Genomic DNA, 23,790 nt, shown 5'->3' with positions numbered 1-23,790 from the left:
TGACTTTGCTAACCGGTATGTTTTCGAAACGTGTGGCGTGTGCGATGGCGCTGGCAGTGACGCTGGGAGTCGGCCTCGCCGGGACGGCGCACGCGCAGGAAGCCAGGATCGCTGCGGTGAATTCGGACCGTATCCTGCGCGAATCGGCTGCCGCGAAGGCTGCCCAGGTCAAGCTCGAGGCCGAGTTCGCCAAGCGCGACAAGGATCTGGCCGACATGGCACAGAAGCTGAAGTCGATGTCCGACTCGCTCGACAAGAACGGCGCGTCGATGTCGGCCACCGATCGCGCACAGAAGCAGCGCGATCTGTCGCAGCTGGATACGGACTTCCAGCGCAAGCAACGCGAGTTTCGGGAAGACCTGAACCAGCGCCGTAATGAAGAACTGGCGGCCGTGCTGGACCGGGCTAACAAGGTGATCAAGCAGATCGCCGAGCAGCAGCACTACGACCTGATCGTTCAGGAAGCGGTGTATGTGAGCCCGCGCATCGATATTACCGATCAGGTGCTCAAGGCTCTCGCGGCCTCGGGCAACTGAACGCGCGCTGGGTCGCTGCCCAGCGGATTTCCAGTCGCCGGATTGCCGGCCACCGGGGAGCGTAGGCCGGTTCGCAGCACGGTGTTGTAGCGCTGACAAGTTGGATTGATTTTGCAGGAGACAGGATAGGCATGGCATTTACGCTCGAGGACATCGTCCAACGGTTCGGCGGTGAAGTAGTCGGAGAGGGTTCGCAACGCGTCGGCAGTCTGGCGCCGCTCGACCAGGCAGGCCCGGACCAGCTGGCGTTCCTCGCCAATCCGAAGTATCTGTCGCAGGTCGAAACGACCCGTGCGGGCGCGGTGTTAATCAACGCCGACGACCTCGCGAAGCTCGGTTCCCCCGAAAATCGTAACTTCATCGTCACGCCGAATCCGTACGCTTACTTCGCGCGCGTCGCGCAGACTTTCATCGACATGGCAGCGCCCAAGGCCGTGCCTGGTGTGCACCCGAGTGCGACGATCGACCCGTCGGCCCAGATCGCCGCGAGCGCGGTAATCGGTCCGCACGTCACGGTGGAAGCGGGCGCGGTGATCGGCGAAAACGTGCGCCTGGATGCCAACGTGGTGATCGGCCGCGGTACGCGGATCGGCGCGGGCTCGCATCTGTATCCGAATGTCGCGGTGTACTACGGCTGCAAGCTCGGCGAGCGCGTGATCGTGCACGCGGGCGCGGTGATCGGTTCGGACGGTTTTGGCTTCGCGCCGGATTTCGTGGGCGAAGGCGATGCGCGTACCGGCAGTTGGGTGAAAATTCCGCAGGTTGGCGGCGTGTCGATCGCGGCAGACGTCGAAATCGGTGCGAACACCACGATCGACCGTGGCGCCATGGCCGATACGATCGTCGAAGAGTGCGTGAAGATCGACAACCTCGTGCAGATTGGCCACAACTGCAAGGTCGGCGCCTATACGGTGATTGCCGGTTGCGCGGGCATTGCGGGCAGCACCACGATTGGCCGTCATTGCATGATTGGCGGCGCGGTCGGGATTGCCGGTCATGTGACGCTGGCTGACTATGTGATCGTCACGGCGAAGTCGGGCGTGTCGAAATCGTTGTTGAAGCCCGGCATGTACACCAGCGCGTTCCCGGCAGTGAATCACGCGGACTGGAACAAGAGCGCCGCTTTGCTGCGTAACATCGACAAACTCCGCGACCGTATCAGGGCGCTCGAGCATGCCACGTCGGCGGACAAACCGGCCAACGCAGCAAGCAATTCCGCAGGCGACAAAGCCTGAGAAATCTGAAAAACTCGCAGGCCAACCGGCAGAACAGCTCGGGGGCCAACCGGCGAGGTAGGGCAACCGGCTGGCACCGCGTAAAATAGCGGGCAAGCATCAGAAGCAAAGTCGGTTGCCGTGACCGGGTGGCACGGCCGCCGGGTCCAGGCAAGCGCCGGCAGCACGCGTTACCAACCCACCTGCACCAGCATCCGCAGTCATCATCGCGCAGTTAATGCGTGAGTAGAAACACCATGAGCACCGAAAAAATCAATCTCGACATTCATAAGATTCTCACGCTGCTGCCGCATCGTTACCCGATCCTGCTAGTCGACCGGGTGCTCGAACTCGAGCCGCACAAGAGCATCAAAGCGTTGAAGAACGTGTCGATCAATGAGCCGTATTTCCAGGGTCACTTTCCGACCCGTCCGGTGATGCCCGGCGTGCTGATTCTCGAAGCGCTCGCGCAAACGGCGGCCCTGCTGACGTTTTCGGAAGAGCCGAGCGATCCGTCGAACACGCTGTATCTGTTCGTGGGTATCGACAATGCGCGCTTCAAGCGCGTGGTGGAACCGGGCGATCAGCTGATCCTGAATTGCACGTTCGAGCGTCATATGCGCGGCATCTGGAAGTTCAAGGCGCGCGCCGAAGTGGATGGTGTCGTGGCGGCGGAAGCCGACCTGATGTGCGCGGTGCGGCACACGGACAAAGACGCTTAAAGATCGGTGTCCGGGCAGTTAGCGGCTTACCGTAAGCCCTGCAAGCTCCGGCTACGCCCATCCACACAACGCAACAGAATCAGAATCAGAAGCGAGGACGCATGAGCAGGATTCATCCCACTGCGATCGTCGAACCGGGCGCGCAACTCGACGAATCCGTCGAAATCGGACCGTATGCCGTCATCGGCGCACACGTGACGATCGGCGCACGGACCACGGTCGGTTCGCACAGCGTGATCGAAGGTCACACCACGCTCGGCGAAGACAACCGGATCGGCCACTACGCATCGGTCGGCGGCCGTCCGCAGGATATGAAGTACAAGGACGAGCCGACCCGGCTCGTGATCGGCAATCGCAACACGATCCGTGAGTTCACCACGATCCACACCGGCACGGTGCAGGACGCGGGCGTCACCACGCTGGGTGACGATAACTGGATCATGGCCTACGTGCACATTGGGCACGACTGCCACGTCGGCAACAACGTCATTCTGTCGAGCAATGCGCAGATGGCAGGCCACGTGACGATCGGCGACCACGCGATCATCGGCGGCATGTCGGGCGTGCATCAGTTCGTGCGGATCGGCGCGCATTCGATGCTGGGTGGCGCTTCGGCGCTCGTGCAGGACGTCCCGCCGTTCGTGATTGCCGCGGGCAACAAGGCCGAGCCGCACGGTATCAATGTCGAAGGTCTGCGCCGCCGCGGTTTTTCGGCGGATGCGATCTCGGCGCTGCGCTCAGCGTACCGCCTGCTGTACAAGAACGGCCTGTCGCTGGAAGAAGCGAAGGTGCAGTTGCGCGACCTCGCGTCCGCGGGTGGCGATGGCGATGAGCCGGTACAAACGCTGCTCGCGTTTGTCGAAGCGTCGCAACGCGGCATCATCCGCTAAGCGATGGCCCTGAACCCAAGTCCGCTACGCGTGGCGATGGTCGCTGGCGAGCCGTCCGGCGACCTGCTGGCGGCGTCGCTGCTTGACGGCCTCGCGAGCCATCTGCCTGCCACCACCCAGTACTATGGGATCGGCGGCCCACGCATGATCGCCACGGGCTTCGACGCCCACTGGCCGATGGAAAAGCTCACGGTGCGCGGCTATGTCGAAGTACTGCGGCATATTCCCGGGATCCTCGGCATCCGCAACGAACTGAAGCGCCAACTGCTGGCTGAGCCGCCGTCGGTGTTCATCGGTGTGGATGCACCCGATTTCAACTTCGGCCTCGAGCATCCGTTGCGCGAGGCTGGCATTCCGACCGTTCACTTCGTCTGTCCGTCCATCTGGGCGTGGCGGGGCGGGCGCATCAAGAAGATCGCCAAGGCGGTCGACCACATGCTGTGCGTGTTCCCGTTCGAAACGGCGCTGCTGGAAAAGGCCGGCGTCGCGGCGTCCTACGTGGGCCATCCGCTCGCTGACGAGATCCCGCTCGAGCCCGATACGCTCGGCGCGCGACGCACACTCGGCCTCGCTGAAAGCGGTCCGATCATCGCGGTGCTGCCGGGCAGCCGGCGCTCCGAGATCGATCTGATCGGTCCAACGTTCTTTGCGGCGATGGAGATGATGCAGCACCAGGAGCCTGGGTTGCGTTTCGTGATGCCGGCGGCCACGCCTGCACTGCGCGAGATGCTGCGGCCGCTGGTCGATGCACATCCCGGTCTCGCACTGACCATCACCGACGGCCAGTCGCAAATCGCGATGACGGCGGCGGATGCGATCCTCGTCAAGAGCGGCACGGTGACACTGGAAGCCGCGTTGCTGAAAAAACCGATGGTGATCTCGTACAAGGTGCCTTGGCTGACCGGCCAGATCATGCGCCGCCAAGGCTATCTGCCGTACGTCGGCTTGCCGAACATTCTGGCGGGGCGTTTCGTCGTGCCCGAGATTCTGCAGCACTTCGCGACGCCGCAGGCGCTTGCCGAGGCCACGCTGAAACAGTTGCGCGACGAGGCCAACCGGCGCACGCTGACGGAAATCTTCACGGAGATGCATCACGTGCTGAAGCAGAACACCGCGCAGCGTGCGGCGGAAGTCGTGGCGAGCGTCATCGAAAATCGGAAGACGCGGCCGTGACCGCCGCGCGCGCACCACGCCGCAAGGCCGCGACTGTTGCAGGCGCGGCGGCGCGGCAGGTCGGTCTGGACTTCGAAACAGCGGACGACATCGTCTGCGGCGTCGACGAAGCCGGGCGCGGGCCGCTGGCTGGTCCGGTGGTTGCTGCGGCGGTGATTTTCGATCCGTCGAAGCCGATGATTCGCGGTCTCGACGATTCGAAAGCGCTCACCGCCAAAAAGCGCGATGAACTGTACGACAAGATCGTCGAGCGGGCGCTGGCTTACTGCATTGCCTCCGCGACGGTCGAAGAAATCGATACGCTGAACATTCTGCATGCCACCATGCTGGCGATGAAGCGGGCGGTCGAAGGTCTCTCAGTCGTGCCGACGCTCGTGAAAATCGACGGCAATCGCTGCCCGACGCTGAGCATTCGCAGCGAAGCCGTGATTGGCGGCGATGCACTGGTCAAGAGCATTTCGGCGGCGTCGATTCTCGCCAAGGTCACGCGCGACCGGATGCTGCTCGAATTGCATCAAACCTATCCGGTCTACGGTTTTAACGCGCATGCCGGTTACGGCACGCCGCAGCATCTCGCGGCCCTGCGCGAACATGGACCCTGCGAGCATCATCGGCGCTCGTTCGCGCCGGTGCGTGAAGCGTATCAGCGGTTCGGCGCGGCTTCGAAGCGGCTGCCGGCGGGCAACGTGATCGTCGTGTCCGGAACGCTTACCGACACCACGCTCGACGACGACGCCTTTGGCGAACGCAGCGGCGCCTGAGCGTCATGTGTCGCCCGGCGCGTCGTCCACTCTTTCCTCATTCTCTCTGTCTTCGCTGCCTGTGAAAGCCATCACCTCGCGGGACAATCCGCTCTACAAGCGCCTCAAGGCATTGGCCGGCTCGACGCATCAGCAGCGTCGCAGCGGCCAGGCGTTGCTCGAAGGATTCCATCTCGCAAGCGCCTATCTCGACGTCGCCGGGCAGCCGGAAATGTGCATCGTGACCGAGGGTGCGCTGCGCCACGACGAAGCGCAGGCGATCGTGTCGCGCATCGACGAGCACCGTATCGTCACGCTGCCCGACGCGTTGTTCGGCCAGTTGTCGAACGTCGTGCACGGTGTCGGGATTCTGCTGCTGGTTGAAAAGCTCGCTACGCCGCTTCCGGAGAAGGTCGGGGAAACCTGCCTCGTACTCGATGGCGTGCAGGATGCCGGCAACGTCGGGTCAATTCTGCGCAGCGCGGCGGCCGCGGGTATTCAGCAGGTGTTTTGCGCACCGGGCACCGCGTACGCGTGGTCGTCGAAGGTATTGCGCTCGGGCATGGGCGCGCATTTCCTGTTGCAAATCCACGAGGATGTCGAAGCACAGGTGTTGATCGAGCGCCTCACCGTGCCCGTCGTCATTACGGACTCGCACGGTGCCGAGGCGATCTACGACTGCGATCTGAGCGGACCGCTCGCATGGGTGTTCGGCAACGAAGGCGCGGGCGTGTCGCAGACCTGGCGCGATGCGGTTTCCTTGCGGGTGACGATTCCTCAGCCGGGCGGCATGGAATCGCTCAACGTGGCGGCCGCGGCGGCGGTTTGTGTGTTCGAACAGTGCCGCCAGCAGCGCCGCGCGTGACCTTGCACTGACTTCGGGTCTGAGGCGACCTCCGCGATCACCTCAGCACCACGCGCGTGGGTAAAACAGGCCACGCTCAATAAGCCGGCCGGTCCAGCTTGATCTCCTGCAGGATCGTCGTCGCGATCTCTTCGATCGACTTATGTGTCGACGACAACCACTTGACCCCTTCGCGCCGCATCATCGCTTCGGCCTCATTGATCTCATAGCGGCAATTTTCCGGCGCGGCGTACTTGCTGCCGGGCCGGCGCTCGTTACGGATCTCCGACAGCCGTTGCGGATCGATCGACAAACCAAACATCTTCTGCCGATGCGCCAAGAGCGGCGTAGGCAGCTTGCCACGCTCGAAGTCTTCCGGAATCAGCGGATAGTTGGCTGCCTTCACACCGTACTGCATTGCCAGATACAGGCTCGTTGGCGTCTTGCCGCTGCGCGACACGCCGACCAGAATCACGTCGGCGTCGGCCAGATTGCGGTTCGATTGACCGTCGTCGTGGGCGAGCGAGAAGTTGATCGCCTCGATCCGGTTCTTGTATTCCTCGGTATCGGCGTTCTGGTGGCCGCGGCCCATCGCGTGGCTCGACTTGAGCTCCAGTTCCTGTTCAAGCGGCTCGACGAAGGTCTGGAACATGTCCAGCACGAGCGCATTCGAACGCTTGACGATCTGATTCGACGCGCTGTCCACCAGCGTCGTAAAGACGATCGGACGACGGCCGTCCTGCTGGATCGCTTCGTTGATCTTTTCTAGCGTGGCGTAGGCTTTTTCCGTCGAGTCGACGAAGGGCACGCGAACCAGGCGGAATTTCTGGTCGAACTGGGAGAGGATCGAATGCGCGAAGGTTTCGGCAGTGATCCCGGTACCGTCGGAGACGATGAATACGGTGGGCGGCATCAGTGGGACTGGGGAACGTGAGCGGACAAAAACGCTCGAATGAAACATCGCTGCATGGACGTCGCTGCACACGGTGGCTAACCGGTGATTGCAGGGGCGTCATATCAGCGCGCCGTGGGCACCGCAACTGCGCCCGGATGGCGGCGGGGCCTCGCAAAAGCCCGCCAGCCGGTCCGGGGCGCGATTCGAGGCGCAATTCTCGTCCGACTGTCACATTTTGAGAGTCGGCACGGTAGAATAGCGGCAACCTGTTGGATAAGCAATTGCAGGCGATTGGCGCCTAACTTACCGCGAACGGTCGGTCAACGCCACGCTTTCAGCCGGCAACTTGTCGTGAATGGGTTGGATCGATCGGTAATTTCGGCCAACCGCTTTCTACGTCGTGCTTCTGGTGTTTCTGGCCATTTGCAGCGATTGCTTCTCCAACAGGTTGTGCAAGACGCGAGGTCACGCTTCCAATGGGCGTCTCGCGTTCAAGCCCACTTGCACAGCCGTGAATTTCTTTCACACTTAGGGGCTTGTATGACTAACGCAGTTACCGTCACAAAGGAAGAGGCGTATGTAGTTCCGTTTGAGCAGTTGCGGATGACCGATGTTGAGATTGTCGGCGGCAAGAACGCGTCGCTTGGCGAGATGATCAGTCAGCTCGCCGAAGCCGGCGTGCGCGTGCCGACGGGCTTCGCCACCACGGCACGGGCTTTCCGTGACTTCCTGCATCACAACAATCTGACTGAACGCATCGCCAAACGTCTCGAAACGCTCGACGTCGACGACGTGAAAGCGCTCGCCGAAGCGGGCAAGGAGATCCGTCAATGGATCATCGACGCCCCGATGCAGCCGCGTCTGGAAGCGGACATCCGTGCAGGCTTCGACACCCTGCAAAACAGCTCGCCTGAAGAGTTGTCGTTTGCCGTGCGTTCGTCGGCAACGGCAGAAGACTTGCCGGACGCATCGTTCGCGGGTCAGCAGGAAAGCTACCTCAACGTGGTCGGCATCGACGACGTGCTCGATCGCATGAAGCACGTGTTCGCGTCGCTGTATAACGACCGTGCTATCTCCTATCGCGTCCACAAGGGCTTCACCCACGCTGAAGTCGCGTTGTCGGCTGGCGTGCAGCGCATGGTGCGCTCGGACGTCGGCGCGGCGGGCGTGATGTTCACGCTGGACACGGAATCGGGTTTCAAGGACGCCGTCTTCATCACGTCGAGCTACGGCCTGGGCGAAACAGTCGTGCAGGGCGCCGTGAATCCGGACGAGTTCTACGTCTTCAAGACCACGCTCGCACAAGGCAAGTACCCGATCATCCGCCGCTCGATCGGCTCGAAGCTGATCAAGATGGAATTCACCAAGGCCGGCGAAGAAGGCCGCGTGAAGACCGTCGACGTCACGCATGAGCAGCGCAACCGTTTCTCGATCACCGACGAAGACGTGATCGAACTCGCGAAATACGCCGTCATCATCGAAAAGCACTACGAGCGTCCGATGGACATCGAGTGGGGCAAGGATGGCCGCGACGGCAAGATCTTCATCCTGCAGGCGCGCCCGGAAACGGTGAAGAGCCAGGCTGCGGGCAAGGCCGAGCAACGCTTCAAGCTGAAGGGCCAATCGAACGTGCTGGCGACCGGCCGCGCAATCGGCCAGAAGATCGGTGCGGGTCCAGTGCGCGTGATCCACGATCCGTCGGAAATGGACCGTGTGCAGCCGGGCGACGTGCTGGTGGCCGACATGACCGACCCGAACTGGGAGCCGGTGATGAAGCGCGCGTCGGCAATCGTCACGAACCGTGGCGGCCGTACCTGCCACGCGGCCATTATCGCGCGTGAGCTGGGCGTGCCGGCCGTGGTCGGCTGCGGCGACGCCACCGACGTGCTGAAGGAAGGCGCGCTCGTGACCGTGTCGTGCGCCGAAGGCGACGAAGGCAAGATCTACGACGGTCTGCTCGAAACCGAAATCACCGAAGTGCAGCGCGGCGAACTGCCGCCGATTCCGGTGAAGATCATGATGAACGTCGGCAACCCGCAACTGGCCTTCGATTTCTCGCAACTGCCGAACGCAGGCGTGGGTCTGGCCCGGCTGGAATTCATCATCAACAACAACATCGGCGTTCACCCGAAGGCGATTCTCGAGTACCCGAACATCGATCAGGACCTGAAGAAGGCCGTGGAAAGCGTGGCCCGCGGCCATGCTTCGCCGCGCGCGTTCTACGTCGACAAGCTGACCGAAGGCATCGCCACGATCGCGGCGGCGTTCTATCCGAAGCCCGTGATCGTGCGTCTGTCGGACTTCAAGTCGAACGAGTACAAGAAGCTGATCGGCGGTTCGCGTTACGAGCCGGACGAAGAAAACCCGATGCTGGGTTTCCGTGGCGCATCGCGCTACATCGCTGACGACTTCGCCGAAGCGTTCCAGATGGAATGCATCTCGCTGAAGAAGGTGCGTGAAGAGATGGGCCTCGACAACGTCGAGATCATGGTGCCGTTCGTGCGTACGCTGAAGCAGGCGGAGCGCGTGGTCGGGCTGCTGGAGAAGTTCGGCCTGAAGCGCGGCGAGAAGAATCTGCGCCTGATCATGATGTGCGAAGTGCCGTCGAACGCGATTCTCGCCGAGGAATTCCTGCAATTCTTCGACGGTTTCTCGATTGGTTCGAACGACCTGACGCAGCTCACGCTCGGCCTCGATCGCGACTCCGGCATGGAACTGCTGGCAGTCGATTTCGACGAGCGCGACCCGGCCGTCAAGTTCTTGTTGAAGCGCGCCATCGACACGTGTCTGCGACTGAACAAGTACGTCGGTATCTGCGGCCAGGGCCCGTCGGATCATCCTGACTTCGCGCAATGGCTGACCGATGAAGGCATCAAGTCGATCTCGCTGAACCCGGACTCGATCATCGAGACGTGGCAGAAGTTGGCGAAGTCGTCGGCGAAGTAAGCAAAAAAACAAGCGCCGGGCAGCTGCCCGGTAAGCGGTTTGCATAAAGGGTGTGCGGTACGTCAAAAGCACGTAAAAGCGTACTGCACCGCCCGATAAATGCACCCGCTTCGTGCTATAAACACCCCGGTAGATCCGGGGTGTTTTGCTTTGTGGAGGTCGACGTGGCGCCAGGTGGCTTGGTCTGGTGGATCGGGGCGGGTGTGCTGGTCGTGCTGGAGCTGATCAGCGGCACCTTCTATTTGCTGATGATCGCGTTGGGCTGCGTGGCGGCAGCCATTGCGCAACTGGCGGGCGTGGCCGCCGACCTGCAGTTCGCGATTGCTGCTGTTGTGGCGCTTGCGGCTGTCCTGTTGCTCAGGCGCTCGCGCTTTGGCCGTAGAACGCGCAAGGAGGCGTCGAAGAACCCGGACGTCAATCTGGACATCGGCCAGACGTTGAGCGTGCCGGCGTGGCACGAGCGCAGGGCGCGCGCCGATTACCGCGGCGCGGCATGGGACGTTGAATTGGCGGCGGGCGAGCCCGAAGATGCACAGCTCTATGAAATCGCCGAGATGCGCGGCAGTTGCCTCATTGTCGTGGCCAGCCGGCAGGCAAAAACCAAGGCAACCGTGGCCTGAGCGCGCGCCCATGCGTGCACAGCACCCTATACAACTATTCGAACAACGGACCGGAGGTCAGTCATGGATTCAACCATTGTCGGGGCGGTGTTTCTGCTTATCGTGATCGTGCTGGCGGCACAGACGCTCAAGATCGTGCCGCAGCAGCATGCGTGGGTGCTGGAGCGGCTCGGCCGCTATCACCGCACGCTGACGCCGGGCTTGAGCTTCGCGTTTCCTTTCGTCGACCGGATTGCGTACAAGCACATCCTCAAGGAAATCCCGCTCGAAGTGCCGAGCCAGGTGTGTATCACGCGCGACAACACGCAGTTGCAGGTGGATGGCGTGCTGTATTTCCAGGTCACCGACCCCATGAAGGCGTCGTACGGCTCGAGCAACTTCGTGTTTGCGATTACGCAGTTGTCGCAGACCACGCTGCGCTCGGTGATCGGCAAACTCGAACTCGACAAGACTTTCGAAGAGCGCGACTTCATCAACCACAGCATCGTGTCGTCGCTCGATCAAGCGGCGTCGAACTGGGGCGTCAAGGTGCTGCGCTACGAGATCAAGGACCTGACGCCGCCCAAGGAAATTCTGCACGCGATGCAGGCGCAGATCACCGCCGAGCGCGAGAAGCGCGCGCTGATCGCGGCCTCCGAAGGGCGCAAGCAGGAGCAGATCAATATCGCCTCGGGTGGGCGCGAGGCGTCGATCCAGAAGTCCGAAGGCGAGCGGCAAGCGGCGATCAATCTGGCGCAGGGTCAGGCTTCTGCGATTCTGGCGGTGGCGGAGGCTAACTCGCAGGCCATTCAGAAGATCGCTGCGGCCATCCAGTCGAATGGCGGGATGGAGGCGGTGAACCTGAAAGTGGCCGAGCAGTATGTGAACGCGTTCGGCAATCTCGCCAAGCAGGGCACCACGCTGATCGTGCCGGGTAACCTGGCGGATATGAGCTCGATGATCGCGTCGGCGCTGACGATTGTGAACAAGGGCAAGGGCGTAACCGAAGTGCGCTGAGTTGGCGGCAAGGCTGGCTGAGGCGGTCTGATCCGGCCCTCTGGCCCCCGTTGCCTGGAACTGCAAAAAAATGGCCCGCGAACTTGTGCGGGCCATTTTTATTCGGCGACTCTGCCGGTCAACCCGGGAGCGGCAAATCCGCGCAAGGTTTCACGCCGATCAGATCACGACGGCGAGCGCATCAGGCGCGCCTTTTCGCGTTCCCAGTCGCGCTTCTTCTCGGTTTCGCGCTTGTCGTGCTGCTTCTTACCCTTGGCCAGCCCGATCTCGCATTTGACGCGGCCGCCTTTGTAGTGGAAGTTCAGCGGTACGAGCGTGTAGCCGCGCTGCTCGACTTTGCCGATCAGTTTGCTGATTTCCTCGCTATGCAGCAGCAGCTTGCGCGTGCGCACCGGGTCCGGGTTGATGTGGGTCGAGGCTTCGGGCAGCGGGCTGATGTGCGTGCCGATCAGGAACAGTTCGTTATTCTTGATGACGACGTAACCTTCCTTGATCTGGCCGCGCCCGGCGCGCAGCGCCTTGACCTCCCATCCTTCAAGCACGAGCCCTGCTTCATAGCGTTCTTCGACCGAGTAGTCGTAGAAGGCTTTTCTGTTGTCGATGATGCTCATGAATGGAAAGTGCCCAACTCGTTTAAAATCACGATTTTAGCAAAGCGGGGCAAGGAAAGCCCGCGGCGCTTGTCCACCCTTGCCACGCGCTGTTCAATTTATGGCAGATGTCCAGAAAACCGTGTTGATCCGCCATTCGGCGGAACAGATGTTCGACCTCGTTACCGACGTCGCCGATTACCCCAATTTCCTGCCTTGGTGCGGGGGAGTCGAAATCCGCCGCCAGGACGAAACCGGCATGGAGGCGAAGATCGATATCAACTTCAAGGGCATCAAGCAGCACTTCGCCACGCATAACACCATGGAGCGGCCCACGCGCATCGACATGGAATTCGCGGACGGCCCATTTCGCAAATTCACCGGTTTCTGGCGTTTCACGCCGCTGCGGGCCGACGCCTGCAAGATCGAATTCGCGCTGCACTACGAATTCACCAACATCATTCTCGAGAAGATCATTGGGCCGGTGTTCAGCCACATTGCCAACACCTTCGTCGAATCGTTCGTGAAGCGCGCCGATCAGCGCTACGGTAAGGCATGAGCGCGCGCTTGTCGATTGAAGTCTGCTACGCGCTCGCCAATGAGCAGACGCTGATCGCCGTGGAATTGCCGGAAGGCGCCACGGTGCAGCAGGCGCTCGACGCGAGTGGCATCTTGCAGCGTTATCCGCAGATCGACCTGGGCACGCAGAAGGTCGGCGTGTTCGGCAAGCTCAAGCCGCTCGATGCGGTGCTCGCCGACCACGATCGTGTCGAGATTTACCGGCCGCTGCTGGTGGATCCGAAGCTGTCGCGGCAGCGGCGCGTCGAGAAGACCCGCAAGGCGGGTTCGATTGAAGGGCGCCGCTGGCTGAACAAGGATTCGCGCTAGGCTCGTCTTGTGGCTGTGGCTGTGGCTTGTGGCTGTGGCGAGGCGGCGCGCCGAGGGCGCCTCGTCTCAATCGTCTCAATGCACCGAAGGCTGCGCCTTCTCCTCAATCGACGCCGCCCCGGGCGTACCGTCATCCGCATGCTGGCGCACCGACCAGCACACCCCCGCCACCAGCAGCAGGATCGCCGCCGTTTCCAGCGGACGCGGCAGGCGCTGATCATAGATGAACGCGTAGAGCAGGGCGAAGAGCGTCTCGAACACGATCATCTGGCCAGACAAGGTGAGCGGCAGCCGCTTCGACGCGGCATTCCACAGCCCGTTGCCGAGCCATGAGGCGCCGACTGCGAGGCCCAGATTCAGCATCCAGAAGGTGTGCCAGCGCGCGTCGCTGAGCGCCCCCTGCAGGCTGCCAGACGGCATGACGGCGACCACCAGCCACAACAAGGCGCCGAGTGCACCCGTCACCACACCCCAGAGCACCGACCACTCGTTGCCGCTGAAATGTGTCTGACGCTGCAGATAACGGGCATTTTCGACCGCGAACCAGGTCCAGCAGGCGAGCGCACCCACCGCGCAGGCGAGGCCGAGGAGCTTCGTCGCGATACTCACTGGCGTGCTGTCCGCTACCGTGAATACGTCGATGTTGATGCAGGCGATGCCGGCCACCACCAGCGAAAGCGGCCATACGAGGCGGGCGAGCGGCACGGCGCCGTGATCGCGCCGGCCGAGCAGCGTCACCGTGACCGGCAGCACGCCGACGATCAGCGATGCCGGTGCGATGCCGATCATATGGACGGCCGCCGTCAGCAGCAGGTAGTAGAGCAGGTTGCCGGCCAAGGCCAGCTTGACCAGCGCGCCGAGATCCTCGCGGGTCAGGCGTTTGACGAGCGAACGGGCCATCGGCAGCGCGGCGGCCAGTGAAACGACGCCGTACATCGTGTAGCGGCCGGCGCTCAGCAGCAGCGGCGAAAAATCGGGCAGCACGCGCGGCACCAGAAACACCATGCCCCATAAGGCCCCGGCCAAAACTCCATATGCCACACCGCGCTGCATCGACTGCCCCTGCAAGAAAACTGGAATGGTCGGCAGAATAGCCGCTCAGCGGGCAGGGTGTCTTGTTTGATTCTGCATTCCGGCGGCTTTATCGGGCGTTTTCAGGCGCCTTTTAAGTTCCGGGCGCCGTTCGGTAGCACGGAAGCCCCTCGAATTGCCCGCGCGCCAACCGCGTGGCGCCTCCGTGGGCCCGAACGCGCAAACGAAACCGGATCGAACTTGAGGCGAACGTAGAAGCGAAATTGAAGGGCCCGAAGTCGCGAAAAAAATCGCCCGAAATTCGCTAAGCTGCTGTTAGTGCAGTGAAAACCAGGGAGGTATCGCGTATAATTCGCTTTTGCGCCTATAGGATTTGCCATGCGTCTGATCCAAACAGCACTCACGTTCGATGACGTGCTCCTCGTCCCGGCTTTCTCCGATGTTCTGCCGCGCGACACCAGCCTCAAGACCCGGCTGACCCGCAACATCTCCCTGAATATGCCGCTCGTGTCCGCCGCCATGGACACCGTCACCGAAGCCCGTCTCGCGATCGCGATGGCGCAAATGGGTGGCGTGGGCATCATCCACAAGAATCTCACGCCGGCCGAACAGGCGCGTGAAGTCGCCAAGGTCAAGCGCTTCGAATCGGGCGTCGTGCGCGATCCGATCATCGTGCCGCCGCAAATGAAGGTGCGCGACGTCATCGCGCTGTCGCGCCAGCATGGCATTTCGGGCTTCCCGGTCGTCGAAGGCGCGCAACTGGTCGGTATCGTCACGAACCGCGACTTGCGTTTCGAAGAGCGTCTGGATGAGCCGGTGCGCAACATCATGACGCCGCGCGAGCGCCTCGTCACCGTCAAGGAAGGCACGCCGCTCGCCGAAGCCAAGGCGCTGATGCACAGCCACCGCCTCGAACGCGTGCTGGTTATCAACGACGCATTCGAACTGCGCGGCCTGATGACCGTCAAGGACATCACCAAGCAAACCGAACACCCGGACGCGTGTAAAGACGAACACGGCAAGCTGCGCGCAGGCGCGGCGGTCGGCGTGGGCGAAGACAACGAAGAACGCGTCGAGCTGCTGGTGCAGGCGGGTGTGGACGTCATCGTCGTCGACACGGCGCACGGCCACAGCAAGGGCGTGCTCGAGCGCGTCAAGTGGGTCAAGCAGAAGTTCCCGCACGTCGAAGTGATCGGCGGCAACATCGCCACCGCGGCGGCGGCCAAGGCCCTCGTCGAATACGGTGCGGACGGCGTGAAGGTCGGTATCGGCCCGGGCTCGATCTGCACGACGCGGATCGTCGCCGGTGTGGGCGTGCCGCAGGTCACCGCGATCTCGAACGTGTCGGAAGCGCTGAAGGGCACGGGCGTGCCTGTCATCGCCGACGGCGGCGTGCGTTTCTCGGGCGACGTCAGCAAGGCGCTGGCCGCCGGCGCGAATTCCGTGATGATGGGCAGCATGTTCGCCGGCACCGAAGAAGCGCCGGGCGACGTGTTCCTGTTCCAGGGCCGCCAGTACAAGTCATACCGTGGCATGGGCTCGGTCGGCGCGATGAAGGACGGCGCGGCAGACCGCTACTTCCAGGACAACTCCGCGAACATCGACAAGCTGGTGCCGGAAGGGATCGAAGGCCGTGTCGCCTACAAGGGCTCGGTCAACGCGATCCTGTTCCAGCTGATCGGCGGCGTGCGCGCCAGCATGGGCTACTGCGGTTGCCGCACGATCGCGGAGATGAACGACAAGGCCGAGTTCGTGCAGATCACGGGCGCGGGCTTGCGCGAGTCGCATGTGCATGACGTGCAGATCACCAAGGAAGCGCCCAACTACCACGTGGACTAAACGCCAATGAAGCCATTGCTGCGCGCTGTACTCATCCTCGATGCGTTGTTGCTGCTTGCGTTCGGCCTGCTGTTTCTGCTGACGCCCTGGACTTCGTTGTACAACGCGCTGCTTTTGGTGCAAACCCAGCCGGCTCTGGTCGGCCAGGGGTTTGGCGTGGCGCTGATCGGGCTCGCGTGGCTTGCTTTGCACGCGTCGATCGACGGTTCGCTCACGTCGACGGTCGCCAAGGTCGTCGGCCATGTGAACTGGCTAACCGGCGTGCTGATGCTGGTCTGGCTGCTCGGGTTGCATACGCCGGCGCTGACCGGCTTCGGGCAGATCATCGCAGTGCTGGCCGGTGTCGTGCTGCTGGTGGTCGGCTTGGGCGGTGTGCGCCTGTCGGGCGCGGTGCGGCGGCGCGAAAAGGTGCGGCTGGTTGAAGCCGCGGCCGCCGAGCGCGCCGAAAAGCAGGCAGCGAAAGACGCTGCCAAAGACTCTGCCAACAAACGCGACTCCGGTCGTGCGACGGCGGCCTTTCCGGCCTATCGCGCCGAACCGGTAGTCGTCGAGCCCGTTATGCCGGTCACACAGCCTGTGAGCCCTGTTTCGGCGGCGCCGCTCCATCCGGCGGTCGACGAACCGGGTCTGACGGCCTCCGAACGCGCTGCACGTGCCGAGGCTGCAACTGCGCGTGACGATGCCCGTAACGCCGCTGCCGACGCACCTGGTGCGCCTCGGCCGCCGTTTCATGGCTGACGCGCGGAGCGCCAGAACGCCTGCCGAAGCAACCGGATTCCGTTCGCGCGCGCCGCAGGCAAGTGCCTGTGGTGCTGAATGGTCCAGCGCGCTTCATCGTCACGCTTCATGCTCGATCGTCCCCACGTGGACCGCTTTGAATTCAACGCCGCGCGTCATGCGCGGTATCCCGTATCCGTTCACTTTTGACTCCGTCCGCTGCCATGCATGACAAGATCCTGATCCTCGACTTCGGTTCGCAAGTCACCCAACTGATTGCACGTCGCGTTCGCGAAGCCAACGTGTATTCGGAAATTCATCCCCACGACGTCGACGCGTCGTTCATTCGCGATTTCGCGCCCAAGGGCGTGATCCTCTCCGGCGGCCCGAGTTCGGTGACCGAAACGGATGCGCCGCGTGTGCCGCAAGCGGTGTTCGAACTCGGCGTGCCCGTGCTGGGCATTTGCTACGGCATGCAGGCGATGGCCGAGCAACTCGGTGGCAAGGTCGATATCGGCCACCTGCGTGAGTTCGGCTACGCCGAAGTGCGCGCGCGCAACCATACGAGCCTGCTCGAAGGCATCAGCGACTTCACCACGCCGGAAGGTCACGGCATGCTGAAGGTGTGGATGAGCCACGGCGACAAGGTGCTGGAAATGCCGCAGGGTTTCCAACTGATGGCCTCGACGGAATCGTGCCCGATCGCGGCGATGGCCGACGAGCAGCGCCATTTCTACGGCCTGCAATGGCACCCGGAAGTCACGCACACCGTGCAGGGCCGCGCGATGCTCGAACGCTTCGTGCTGCAGATTTGCGGCGCGAACCCCGATTGGGAAATGGGCCATTACATCGACGAAGCCGTCGCGAAGATTCGCGAGCAGGTCGGCAACGAGCATGTGATTCTGGGCTTGTCGGGCGGCGTGGATTCGTCGGTGGCGGCGGCGCTGCTGCACCGCGCGATCGGCGACCAACTGACCTGCGTATTCGTCGATCACGGCCTCCTGCGTTTGAACGAAGCCGAGCAGGTGATGGCAACGTTCGCTGAGAATCTCGGCGTGAAGGTGATCCACGTCGACGCGAGCGAAGTGTTCCTGTCGAAGCTGGCCGGCGTGACCGATCCGGAAGCGAAGCGCAAGATCATCGGCGCGGAATTCGTCGAAGTGTTCCAGACCGAAGCCAACAAGCTGACCGATGCGAAGTGGCTCGCGCAAGGCACGATCTATCCGGACGTGATCGAATCGGCCGGCAAGGGTAAGAAGGCCACGCAGACCATCAAGAGCCACCACAACGTGGGCGGCCTGCCCGAGACGCTGAATCTGAAGCTGCTCGAGCCGTTGCGCGAACTGTTCAAGGATGAAGTGCGCGAACTCGGCGTGAAGCTCGGTTTGCCGCCGGCGATGGTGTATCGCCACCCGTTCCCGGGCCCGGGTCTGGGCGTGCGGATTCTCGGCGAAGTGCGCCGCGATTTCGCCGACCTGCTGCGTCGCGCGGACGCGATTTTCATTGAGACGCTGCGCACCTTTATCGACAAGGAAACCGGCAAGTCCTGGTACGACCTGACGAGCCAGGCGTTTGCGGTGTTCCTGCCGGTGAAGAGCGTTGGTGTGATGGGTGACGGCCGGACTTATGAGTACGTCGTTGCGCTGCGCGCTGTGCAGACGCTGGACTTCATGACCGCGCATTGGGCGCATCTGCCGCACGAGTTGCTGGGGCATGTGTCGAACCGCATTATTAATGAAGTGCGCGGGATCAACCGGGTGGTGTATGACATCTCGGGGAAGCCGCCGGCGACGATTGAGTGGGAGTGATCTGAACTGCTCCCAAGTCGTTCCGGGAGGTCCGGTTTTTCCTGTTTTCCCTTTAAAAAACATGAAGTTATTGTCCGGTGCGGTCTGCTGTGATCCGGACAATGCCAAGTGGGAATGTCGGTATCGCTGACGGTATCGAGATTCCCTCCTCGGACGACCCTATCCGATACCGTCAAGTAGCGTGACGGTATCGGTTGACGGTATACGTTCGAGGAGGGCATATGCTCTCTGACATGCAGTTATGGGCGCTGAAACCTGGCGAGAGAATTTATAAGGTCGCCGACCAGCAGGGCTTATACGCAGCTGTAACGCCCTCGGGTGCGGTGAGTTTCCGTTACGACTATCGGGTGAATGACCGCCGGGAAACCTTGGTCATCGGCCGGTATGACCCGCGGCTGCCGACGCGGCAGCCGCGTGAAGCTGACGGGCTTTGTCGCGATAAGGATCGAGAGACGAACGAGATCGATATGCGAAGTACTGCTTATATTGCGAGATCGTAGAATTGATCCGCGGCGGGCGGATGGGTTCCGCGAGCGCACTTCATCTGTCCTTTCGCGATCATGTGCATAAGCTCAATGCCGGCCAGAAGGATCCGGGCACAGCGAAAATTCTTGAAGCCCAGCATGGGCCGGGTGCGCCGCTTGATCGCCCGATGGTCCTGCTCGACGAGGTTGTTGAGATATTTGGCCTGGCGGATCTTGATGGGCGTTTCACGACCAGCATTGATCGCTTCGAGCGCGGCGAGATTGGCCAGACAGTGCAGTCATGTCATAAGCCAGGGATGCCTGACGAAATGCACCTCCCCAACTTTTGCACGCTCTCGTCTACGTCCGCCTCGAATTTTACCTCGCCCGCGTGAATGCGACAGAGCCAGTTCCGGCGCCTGCTGCTTCGCTTCGAGCGTCTGAGCCCGGTCCACTATGCATTCAAGACCCATCGCTTACACGATGATCAACATGCGGCACTACTGCTGACGACCAGCGCCGGTGCGAGCACCATGGCGATGGTGCCCCGCGCCATAAAGCTCTCCTCAACATCATCTGCAATCCTGACAAAGGCTCACGAGGGAGATGTACGAATTCAGCACGCTGTGGTGGAGCCTGAACACTGTCTCCGGGCACCTGATGAAGAACGCACACACGTTGGTCAACTACGGCGCTCTGCATCGCAAGGGCCTGCCGATCAGCAGCAGCATCGCCGAGTCCGCGGTGAACCAGGTCGTCACCCTCAACGCAGCGGTCTCAGTCGCCTACATCTGCGTAGTGTTGTCCAGTGAATGAATTCTGGACGATTTGACAAGCGGTCGGCGCCTTCGGTCAGGTGTTCCGGCGGTGGTCGGCTTATATTGAAGTCAACATGAAGTGCGACAGGGACCCTTCATCGCATCCGCGAACAAGGGTTCGCACGAAAGCCACTTTGTTAGTCGAAAGTAGGGATAGGTAGGCCGTTTTTTGAACGAGAAGGGATACGTTTCGCATACGAAGAATTCGGCCCTTCTGGGGTACCTGTCGTTGTGGTCAGTCATGGCGTCCTGATGGACGGCGACATGTTCGAGCCGAATATTGCGGAACTCCGGGACGAGTTCCGGTTTGTCGTATGGGACCAGCGAGGTTTTGGTGGGACCGTAGCGACAACGCGGGCGTTCAGCTACTGGCACTCCGCGAAAGATCTCATTGCGCTGCTCGATCATCTGGAGGTTGCCTCCGCATCGCTGGTTGACATGTCACAGGATGGATTTCTCTCGATGCATGCGGCTTTACTGTAGCCGGATCGTTTTCGGGCACTTGCCCTGATATCGACAAGGAGCGATGTCGACTCCGAGCAGGTCCGGCGGTTTTTTGAAGACTTGAAAGCAGAATGGACGTGCAATGGTGCCAGACATGTCGCGCATAATTTATCGGTGCTTCTGTTTGGTCCGGAGTAAGCGGCAGCGGCATGGATCCGCGACAGTACGAGCGTGAACGCATGTCTGATCATTTCTATTCGTAAAAGGTGTTCTAAATGGAGCATCGCTCTCCTACGCGCTACGGAGTTGTGGCCCAGGCGTTCCATTGGGCGACGGCGATCCTTTTGCTCGTTACGTTCACATACGGCCCTGGAGGATCCGAACACCGCGTTTACTCGCAGGTGCGGGCTTTCGACCGGCAGGTTCACGAGACCTTGGGATTGTGCGTGCTCGCGCTCGTCACCATGCGCGTGCTGTGGCGGATGGTCGACACGCGTCCTGAGTCACCGCAGGCAGCACGCTGGATGAGTGCCGCGGCGACGGCGGTGCAGGGAACGCTCTACCTGCTTCTCTTCGCTCTCCCGCTGACCGCTATTGCGGGGGCGTGGCTCGAAGGGCATCCCCTGACTGTCCTGGCGAGTGTGGAGGTTCCATCTATCCTCGGCGTTTCACACCGTGCGGGTGTGTCGATCGCGCGCATTCACACCTGGCTCGGCGATGCGATCCTGTGGCTCGCGGGAATCCATGCGCTTGCCGCGCTCTACCATCACGCTATCCTAAAGGACAGCGTGCTCATCTCGATGCTTCCTCGAAGGCTTACTCCGCGGCTACAGCGTAAAGATTGAGGAGCGTTTGATGGTTTTTGGTCTGTGAGCCGACGAAAAGCCGAGGTGACTTGTCCGGTCTAAATGATTCGGAATGCGATATAAATCATACAAAAACGCGGGGCATTGAGATGAACCGGACACCGGTTGAGTTCACATCAGCGTATGATCATCACACCGTCCATAGATTCGGCTGTAACGATCGATCCATAAAGCGTCAAAGGTAATTCCCGATGAGTCAAGCTATCGCTCGTTCAACCAGCGTTGATTTTCTGCGTGGACTGTCGTTGATTGCGATTTCAATCGATCATGTCCCACAGAGTTTACTCGCGCATTTGACGCTGCACACCTATGCGTATTGCGACGCGGCCGAGGTCTTCGTCTTTCTCGGCGGTTATGCGAGCGCCGCCGCTTATGGCTCGATGAGTGCGCGTGGTGGCGCATCGCTTGCACGATGCAGCTTTATAAGGAGAGCTGTGCAAATTTACCGCGCCTATCTGCTGACGGCCGGCCTAATGCTGCTCGTGGGCCTTGCAATGCTGGCGTTGCGCATCCATACGGCCGCGCTCGCCTATACCTATGCGGCGCAGTTGTTGGGCCGCCCGCTCCAGACGCTGCTAGATATTGCGATGCTGCGTAACCAACCTTATCTGGCGGCTGTACTACCGATGTACATGGGGTTTGCGTTGTGTGTACCTCTGCTGGTGCCCGTGAGCGGCCGCCGGCCGGGCATTGCCCTGGTGGCAAGCCTGTCGTTGTGGCTGTGTGCACCGGCGCTGGCACATCTGTTGCCAAGCGCCGAGCCTGGTGGCTGGGCATTTAACCCGTTTGCGTGGCAGTTGATGTTCGTGCTTGGCATGTTATGCCGGTTGCATCCTGTGCCCACGGCGTTCCAGACTTCCAGGATGGGCCTCTGGCTGACCTGGCTAGCGCTTGCGGTGGCGCTGGCTTTTGCCACTTACAAGTTGTTTCTTGAGAGCCAGCCAGAACCCGGATACTTGAAACAGAATCTGAGTTATCTGAGAGTCGTCAGCTTTGTCTCGATCGCGTGGGTGGTCGCCCAATTGACCCGGCTCGGGTGTATTGACCGCCTGGCTTCGGCGCTTCCATCGGTGGTAAAAGTCGGCCGCCAGGGGTTAGTCTGTTTTGTTTGCGGTGCGTTGATTTCGATCGTCGCCGATACCGCGATGAATACGGCGGCGCCCGCTTTCAATACGCGCGTACAAGCGATTGCTGCTGCGCTGTCGATGGATGCCCTAACAATCGCGGCGGTGCTCGGTGTCGCCATGGTTGCTACTTCGCTTAGGGCGAATCGGTGGCCGTGCAGAGGAAACCGCGACACACAACCGGCACCGGTAAGTAAGGCAGCAGGATAAGTTGAGTTGCGGCAATCAAAGGCGGGCGTAAGCGGAGTCGGACCAAGCTGAGCGCAGATTGGCTCGCATTAACGCGGGCGAGGTAAAATTCGACGCGGACGAAAACGCTCTGGCCACACGATGAAGAAGACAATGACGCCACGAACGACGCTTGCTCCGGACTTCGCCAAGGTTCTGAATCGGCTGCACTATCTGCTTGAAGTGATCCTGCTGTGCGGGCGATGGAACGTTGCCTACTCGCTGAGTCTTCGCAATCTCGAGGACATGATGGCCGAGCGCGACATTTGTGTCGATCATTCGACGGTGCGTCGCTGGGTCATCAAGCGGGTGCCGCTGTTCGAAAGGACGTTTCGCAAGCACAAGCGTCCGGCCGGCAAGAGCTGGTGTGTTGACGAAACCTATATCGAGGTCAAGGGCTCGTGGACGTTTTTTTACCGGGCAGTGGATTAGGCGGGCAATACCATCGATTTTCTGTTCAGAGCCAAGCGGGACAAGGCTGCTGCGCGGCGCTTCTTCGAAAAGGCAATTGGTCAGAACGGCTCGCCCGAGACCGTAACCATCGACAAAAGCGGCGCCAATCTGGCCGCGCTTAACGCGGTGAACGCCGAGCGCGAGACGCCCATCAAGGTTCGTCAGATCAAGTATTTGAACAACAGCGTGGAGCAGGACCATCGAGCCATCAAACGCCGAACCCGACCGATGCTCGGGTTCAAGGATTTCAACTACGCGCGCGTCATTCTGAGTGGCATCGAAGTGCACATGATCAAGAAAGGACAGGTGAAATGTTCGGGCGGAACTTCGCTGTCTGCCGCTCAGCAATTTTACTCGTTGGTTTTGTAAGCCATCCTTCTCATATCACCTTTGCTTGCCCCCCTTTCCTTACTGCGACAGAACCGTAAAAAGATGTCGCCCACCTGCATCACGACGTTGGGCGGGAAATTCGCGATGCGAAAGACCTCCACGAACCCTTGATACGCCGCGAACCCTTTGCTACGCGAAACGAACATATTTCTCTGTTCCATCGGTTTCCTGCGTATTCCGACTGATTCCGATCGTGTAATTCTATCGTCGTAAGGGGTATTGACGAGCCGTTTCACGATTCGGATGATGGTCGCCGATGGCGACGCATGGGAGCGAATTGTCTTATCGGCACGGGTGGTTATACGTCAACATTGATCGCCGACCGGGGCCTGGTTTTGTTGGCTGCGACGGGCAGTACGCGGCCATCTACGGAAGTTCGGGGTTGAGTCGGGAGATCGACCGTTTGCCGACAACGAACTTCCGGCCTTGTTAAGGGTTGTGCGATGCCTGCCCTGAAGCCGCATGCATGTGAGCGCGCCGGTGAGCCAGCGGGCAGGCGTCGCACAAGCCTCGATGGAGGAAACCGCGGAGTGCTCCGATGCGGTGGGAACCT

Annotated in this window: 22 protein-coding genes and 3 pseudogenes; 21 read left to right on the top strand and 4 right to left on the bottom strand. The window is 61.3% G+C overall.

Features of this window, described 5'->3' with window-relative positions; genetic code table 11:
• Positions 1–5 precede the first annotated feature (5 nt).
• From GNZ12_RS28845 to GNZ12_RS28815, 7 genes are all read left to right on the top strand, one after another.
• Positions 6–536 carry an OmpH family outer membrane protein gene (locus tag GNZ12_RS28845; protein WP_172315658.1) on the top strand — a complete coding sequence of 177 codons (531 nt, stop codon included), beginning with the start codon at positions 6–8 and terminating at the stop codon, positions 534–536.
• A gap of 131 nt (positions 537–667) precedes the next feature.
• Positions 668–1,771 (top strand): UDP-3-O-(3-hydroxymyristoyl)glucosamine N-acyltransferase, encoded by a 1,104-nt coding sequence (gene lpxD / locus GNZ12_RS28840; RefSeq protein ID WP_172315572.1) that lies wholly within the window; start codon positions 668–670, stop codon positions 1,769–1,771.
• Positions 1,772–2,007: 236 nt separating this feature from the next.
• Positions 2,008–2,472 (top strand): 3-hydroxyacyl-ACP dehydratase FabZ, encoded by a 465-nt coding sequence (fabZ, locus tag GNZ12_RS28835; RefSeq protein WP_006048683.1) that lies wholly within the window; start codon positions 2,008–2,010, stop codon positions 2,470–2,472.
• A 101-nt stretch (positions 2,473–2,573) separates the two neighbouring features.
• On the top strand, positions 2,574–3,362 hold the full coding sequence (gene lpxA, locus GNZ12_RS28830; protein ID WP_172315571.1) for an acyl-ACP--UDP-N-acetylglucosamine O-acyltransferase: 789 nt from the start codon (positions 2,574–2,576) through the stop codon (positions 3,360–3,362).
• 3 nt (positions 3,363–3,365) lie between these two features.
• Entirely contained in the window at positions 3,366–4,535 is a 1,170-nt protein-coding gene (lpxB, locus tag GNZ12_RS28825) for a lipid-A-disaccharide synthase (protein WP_172315570.1), read from the top strand.
• Positions 4,532–5,296: a ribonuclease HII gene (gene rnhB / locus GNZ12_RS28820; protein WP_172315569.1), complete on the top strand. Its 765-nt coding sequence runs from the start codon at positions 4,532–4,534 to the stop codon at positions 5,294–5,296. The genes lpxB and rnhB overlap by 4 nt, the downstream gene beginning before the upstream one ends.
• Before the next feature lie 61 nt (positions 5,297–5,357).
• Positions 5,358–6,140, top strand: coding sequence for a TrmH family RNA methyltransferase (locus tag GNZ12_RS28815; RefSeq protein WP_172315568.1), 783 nt, complete (start codon positions 5,358–5,360; stop codon positions 6,138–6,140).
• 76 nt (positions 6,141–6,216) lie between these two features.
• Here GNZ12_RS28815 and ppsR read toward each other — a convergent pair whose 3' ends face one another.
• The gene (ppsR, locus tag GNZ12_RS28810) at positions 6,217–7,032 is read right to left on the bottom strand and encodes a posphoenolpyruvate synthetase regulatory kinase/phosphorylase PpsR (protein WP_120304748.1); all 816 of its coding nucleotides are present in this window, start codon (positions 7,030–7,032) and stop codon (positions 6,217–6,219) included.
• A gap of 522 nt (positions 7,033–7,554) precedes the next feature.
• Here ppsR and ppsA point away from each other — a divergent pair.
• The 3 genes from ppsA to GNZ12_RS28795 all read left to right on the top strand — a co-directional run bounded on the left by ppsA (position 7,555) and on the right by GNZ12_RS28795 (position 11,576).
• On the top strand, positions 7,555–9,960 hold the full coding sequence (gene ppsA / locus GNZ12_RS28805) for a phosphoenolpyruvate synthase (RefSeq protein ID WP_172315567.1): 2,406 nt from the start codon (positions 7,555–7,557) through the stop codon (positions 9,958–9,960).
• 164 nt (positions 9,961–10,124) lie between these two features.
• Positions 10,125–10,580 (top strand): NfeD family protein, encoded by a 456-nt coding sequence (locus GNZ12_RS28800; RefSeq protein ID WP_172315566.1) that lies wholly within the window; start codon positions 10,125–10,127, stop codon positions 10,578–10,580.
• Positions 10,581–10,643: 63 nt separating this feature from the next.
• The gene (locus GNZ12_RS28795; RefSeq protein WP_172315565.1) at positions 10,644–11,576 is read left to right on the top strand and encodes an SPFH domain-containing protein; all 933 of its coding nucleotides are present in this window, start codon (positions 10,644–10,646) and stop codon (positions 11,574–11,576) included.
• Positions 11,577–11,740: 164 nt separating this feature from the next.
• Here GNZ12_RS28795 and smpB read toward each other — a convergent pair whose 3' ends face one another.
• The gene (smpB, locus tag GNZ12_RS28790; RefSeq protein ID WP_042323149.1) at positions 11,741–12,187 is read right to left on the bottom strand and encodes an SsrA-binding protein SmpB; all 447 of its coding nucleotides are present in this window, start codon (positions 12,185–12,187) and stop codon (positions 11,741–11,743) included.
• A 100-nt stretch (positions 12,188–12,287) separates the two neighbouring features.
• Between smpB and GNZ12_RS28785 the strand changes: the two genes are divergently transcribed.
• The gene (locus tag GNZ12_RS28785) at positions 12,288–12,725 is read left to right on the top strand and encodes a type II toxin-antitoxin system RatA family toxin (RefSeq protein WP_115780217.1); all 438 of its coding nucleotides are present in this window, start codon (positions 12,288–12,290) and stop codon (positions 12,723–12,725) included.
• Positions 12,722–13,054 carry an RnfH family protein gene (locus GNZ12_RS28780; RefSeq protein ID WP_172315564.1) on the top strand — a complete coding sequence of 111 codons (333 nt, stop codon included), beginning with the start codon at positions 12,722–12,724 and terminating at the stop codon, positions 13,052–13,054. Before GNZ12_RS28785 ends, GNZ12_RS28780 begins: the two co-directional genes overlap by 4 nt.
• Before the next feature lie 75 nt (positions 13,055–13,129).
• On the opposite strand, the gene GNZ12_RS28775 is transcribed toward GNZ12_RS28780, so the two are convergent.
• Entirely contained in the window at positions 13,130–14,107 is a 978-nt protein-coding gene (locus GNZ12_RS28775) for a DMT family transporter (RefSeq protein ID WP_172315563.1), read from the bottom strand.
• A gap of 357 nt (positions 14,108–14,464) precedes the next feature.
• Between GNZ12_RS28775 and guaB the strand changes: the two genes are divergently transcribed.
• The 4 genes and pseudogenes from guaB to GNZ12_RS28755 all read left to right on the top strand — a co-directional run.
• Positions 14,465–15,925: an IMP dehydrogenase gene (gene guaB, locus GNZ12_RS28770; RefSeq protein ID WP_172315562.1), complete on the top strand. Its 1,461-nt coding sequence runs from the start codon at positions 14,465–14,467 to the stop codon at positions 15,923–15,925.
• A gap of 6 nt (positions 15,926–15,931) precedes the next feature.
• Positions 15,932–16,663, top strand: coding sequence for a hypothetical protein (locus GNZ12_RS28765; protein WP_172315561.1), 732 nt, complete (start codon positions 15,932–15,934; stop codon positions 16,661–16,663).
• Positions 16,664–16,866: 203 nt separating this feature from the next.
• Entirely contained in the window at positions 16,867–18,450 is a 1,584-nt protein-coding gene (gene guaA / locus GNZ12_RS28760; protein WP_172315560.1) for a glutamine-hydrolyzing GMP synthase, read from the top strand.
• Positions 18,451–18,671: 221 nt separating this feature from the next.
• Positions 18,672–18,881 (top strand): annotated as a pseudogene (locus GNZ12_RS28755) (Arm DNA-binding domain-containing protein); the annotation flags it as partial.
• Between the two features lie 50 nt (positions 18,882–18,931).
• Here the strand turns inward: GNZ12_RS28755 and GNZ12_RS28750 are convergent.
• Positions 18,932–19,201, bottom strand: a pseudogene (locus tag GNZ12_RS28750) (DDE-type integrase/transposase/recombinase); the annotation flags it as partial.
• Between the two features lie 319 nt (positions 19,202–19,520).
• On the opposite strand from GNZ12_RS28750, the gene GNZ12_RS28745 reads away from it, so the two are divergent.
• The 5 genes and pseudogenes from GNZ12_RS28745 to GNZ12_RS28725 all read left to right on the top strand — a co-directional run bounded on the left by GNZ12_RS28745 (position 19,521) and on the right by GNZ12_RS28725 (position 23,216).
• The gene (locus GNZ12_RS28745; protein WP_172315559.1) at positions 19,521–19,730 is read left to right on the top strand and encodes a hypothetical protein; all 210 of its coding nucleotides are present in this window, start codon (positions 19,521–19,523) and stop codon (positions 19,728–19,730) included.
• A 233-nt stretch (positions 19,731–19,963) separates the two neighbouring features.
• Entirely contained in the window at positions 19,964–20,215 is a 252-nt protein-coding gene (locus GNZ12_RS28740; RefSeq protein WP_328806084.1) for an alpha/beta fold hydrolase, read from the top strand.
• Between the two features lie 236 nt (positions 20,216–20,451).
• Positions 20,452–21,021: a cytochrome b gene (locus tag GNZ12_RS28735; RefSeq protein ID WP_172315557.1), complete on the top strand. Its 570-nt coding sequence runs from the start codon at positions 20,452–20,454 to the stop codon at positions 21,019–21,021.
• Positions 21,022–21,233: 212 nt separating this feature from the next.
• Positions 21,234–22,376: an OpgC domain-containing protein gene (locus tag GNZ12_RS28730; RefSeq protein WP_172315556.1), complete on the top strand. Its 1,143-nt coding sequence runs from the start codon at positions 21,234–21,236 to the stop codon at positions 22,374–22,376.
• Positions 22,377–22,508: 132 nt separating this feature from the next.
• A pseudogene (locus GNZ12_RS28725) lies at positions 22,509–23,216 on the top strand (IS6 family transposase).
• Positions 23,217–23,790 lie beyond the last annotated feature (574 nt).

Origin of the sequence: Paraburkholderia solitsugae, from assembly GCF_013177695.1 — a bacterium.
In the GTDB taxonomy this organism is placed as follows: domain Bacteria; phylum Pseudomonadota; class Gammaproteobacteria; order Burkholderiales; family Burkholderiaceae; genus Paraburkholderia; species Paraburkholderia solitsugae.
Note: the sequence above shows the minus strand (reverse complement) of the source record. Positions and strands in the feature narration are given on the sequence as shown.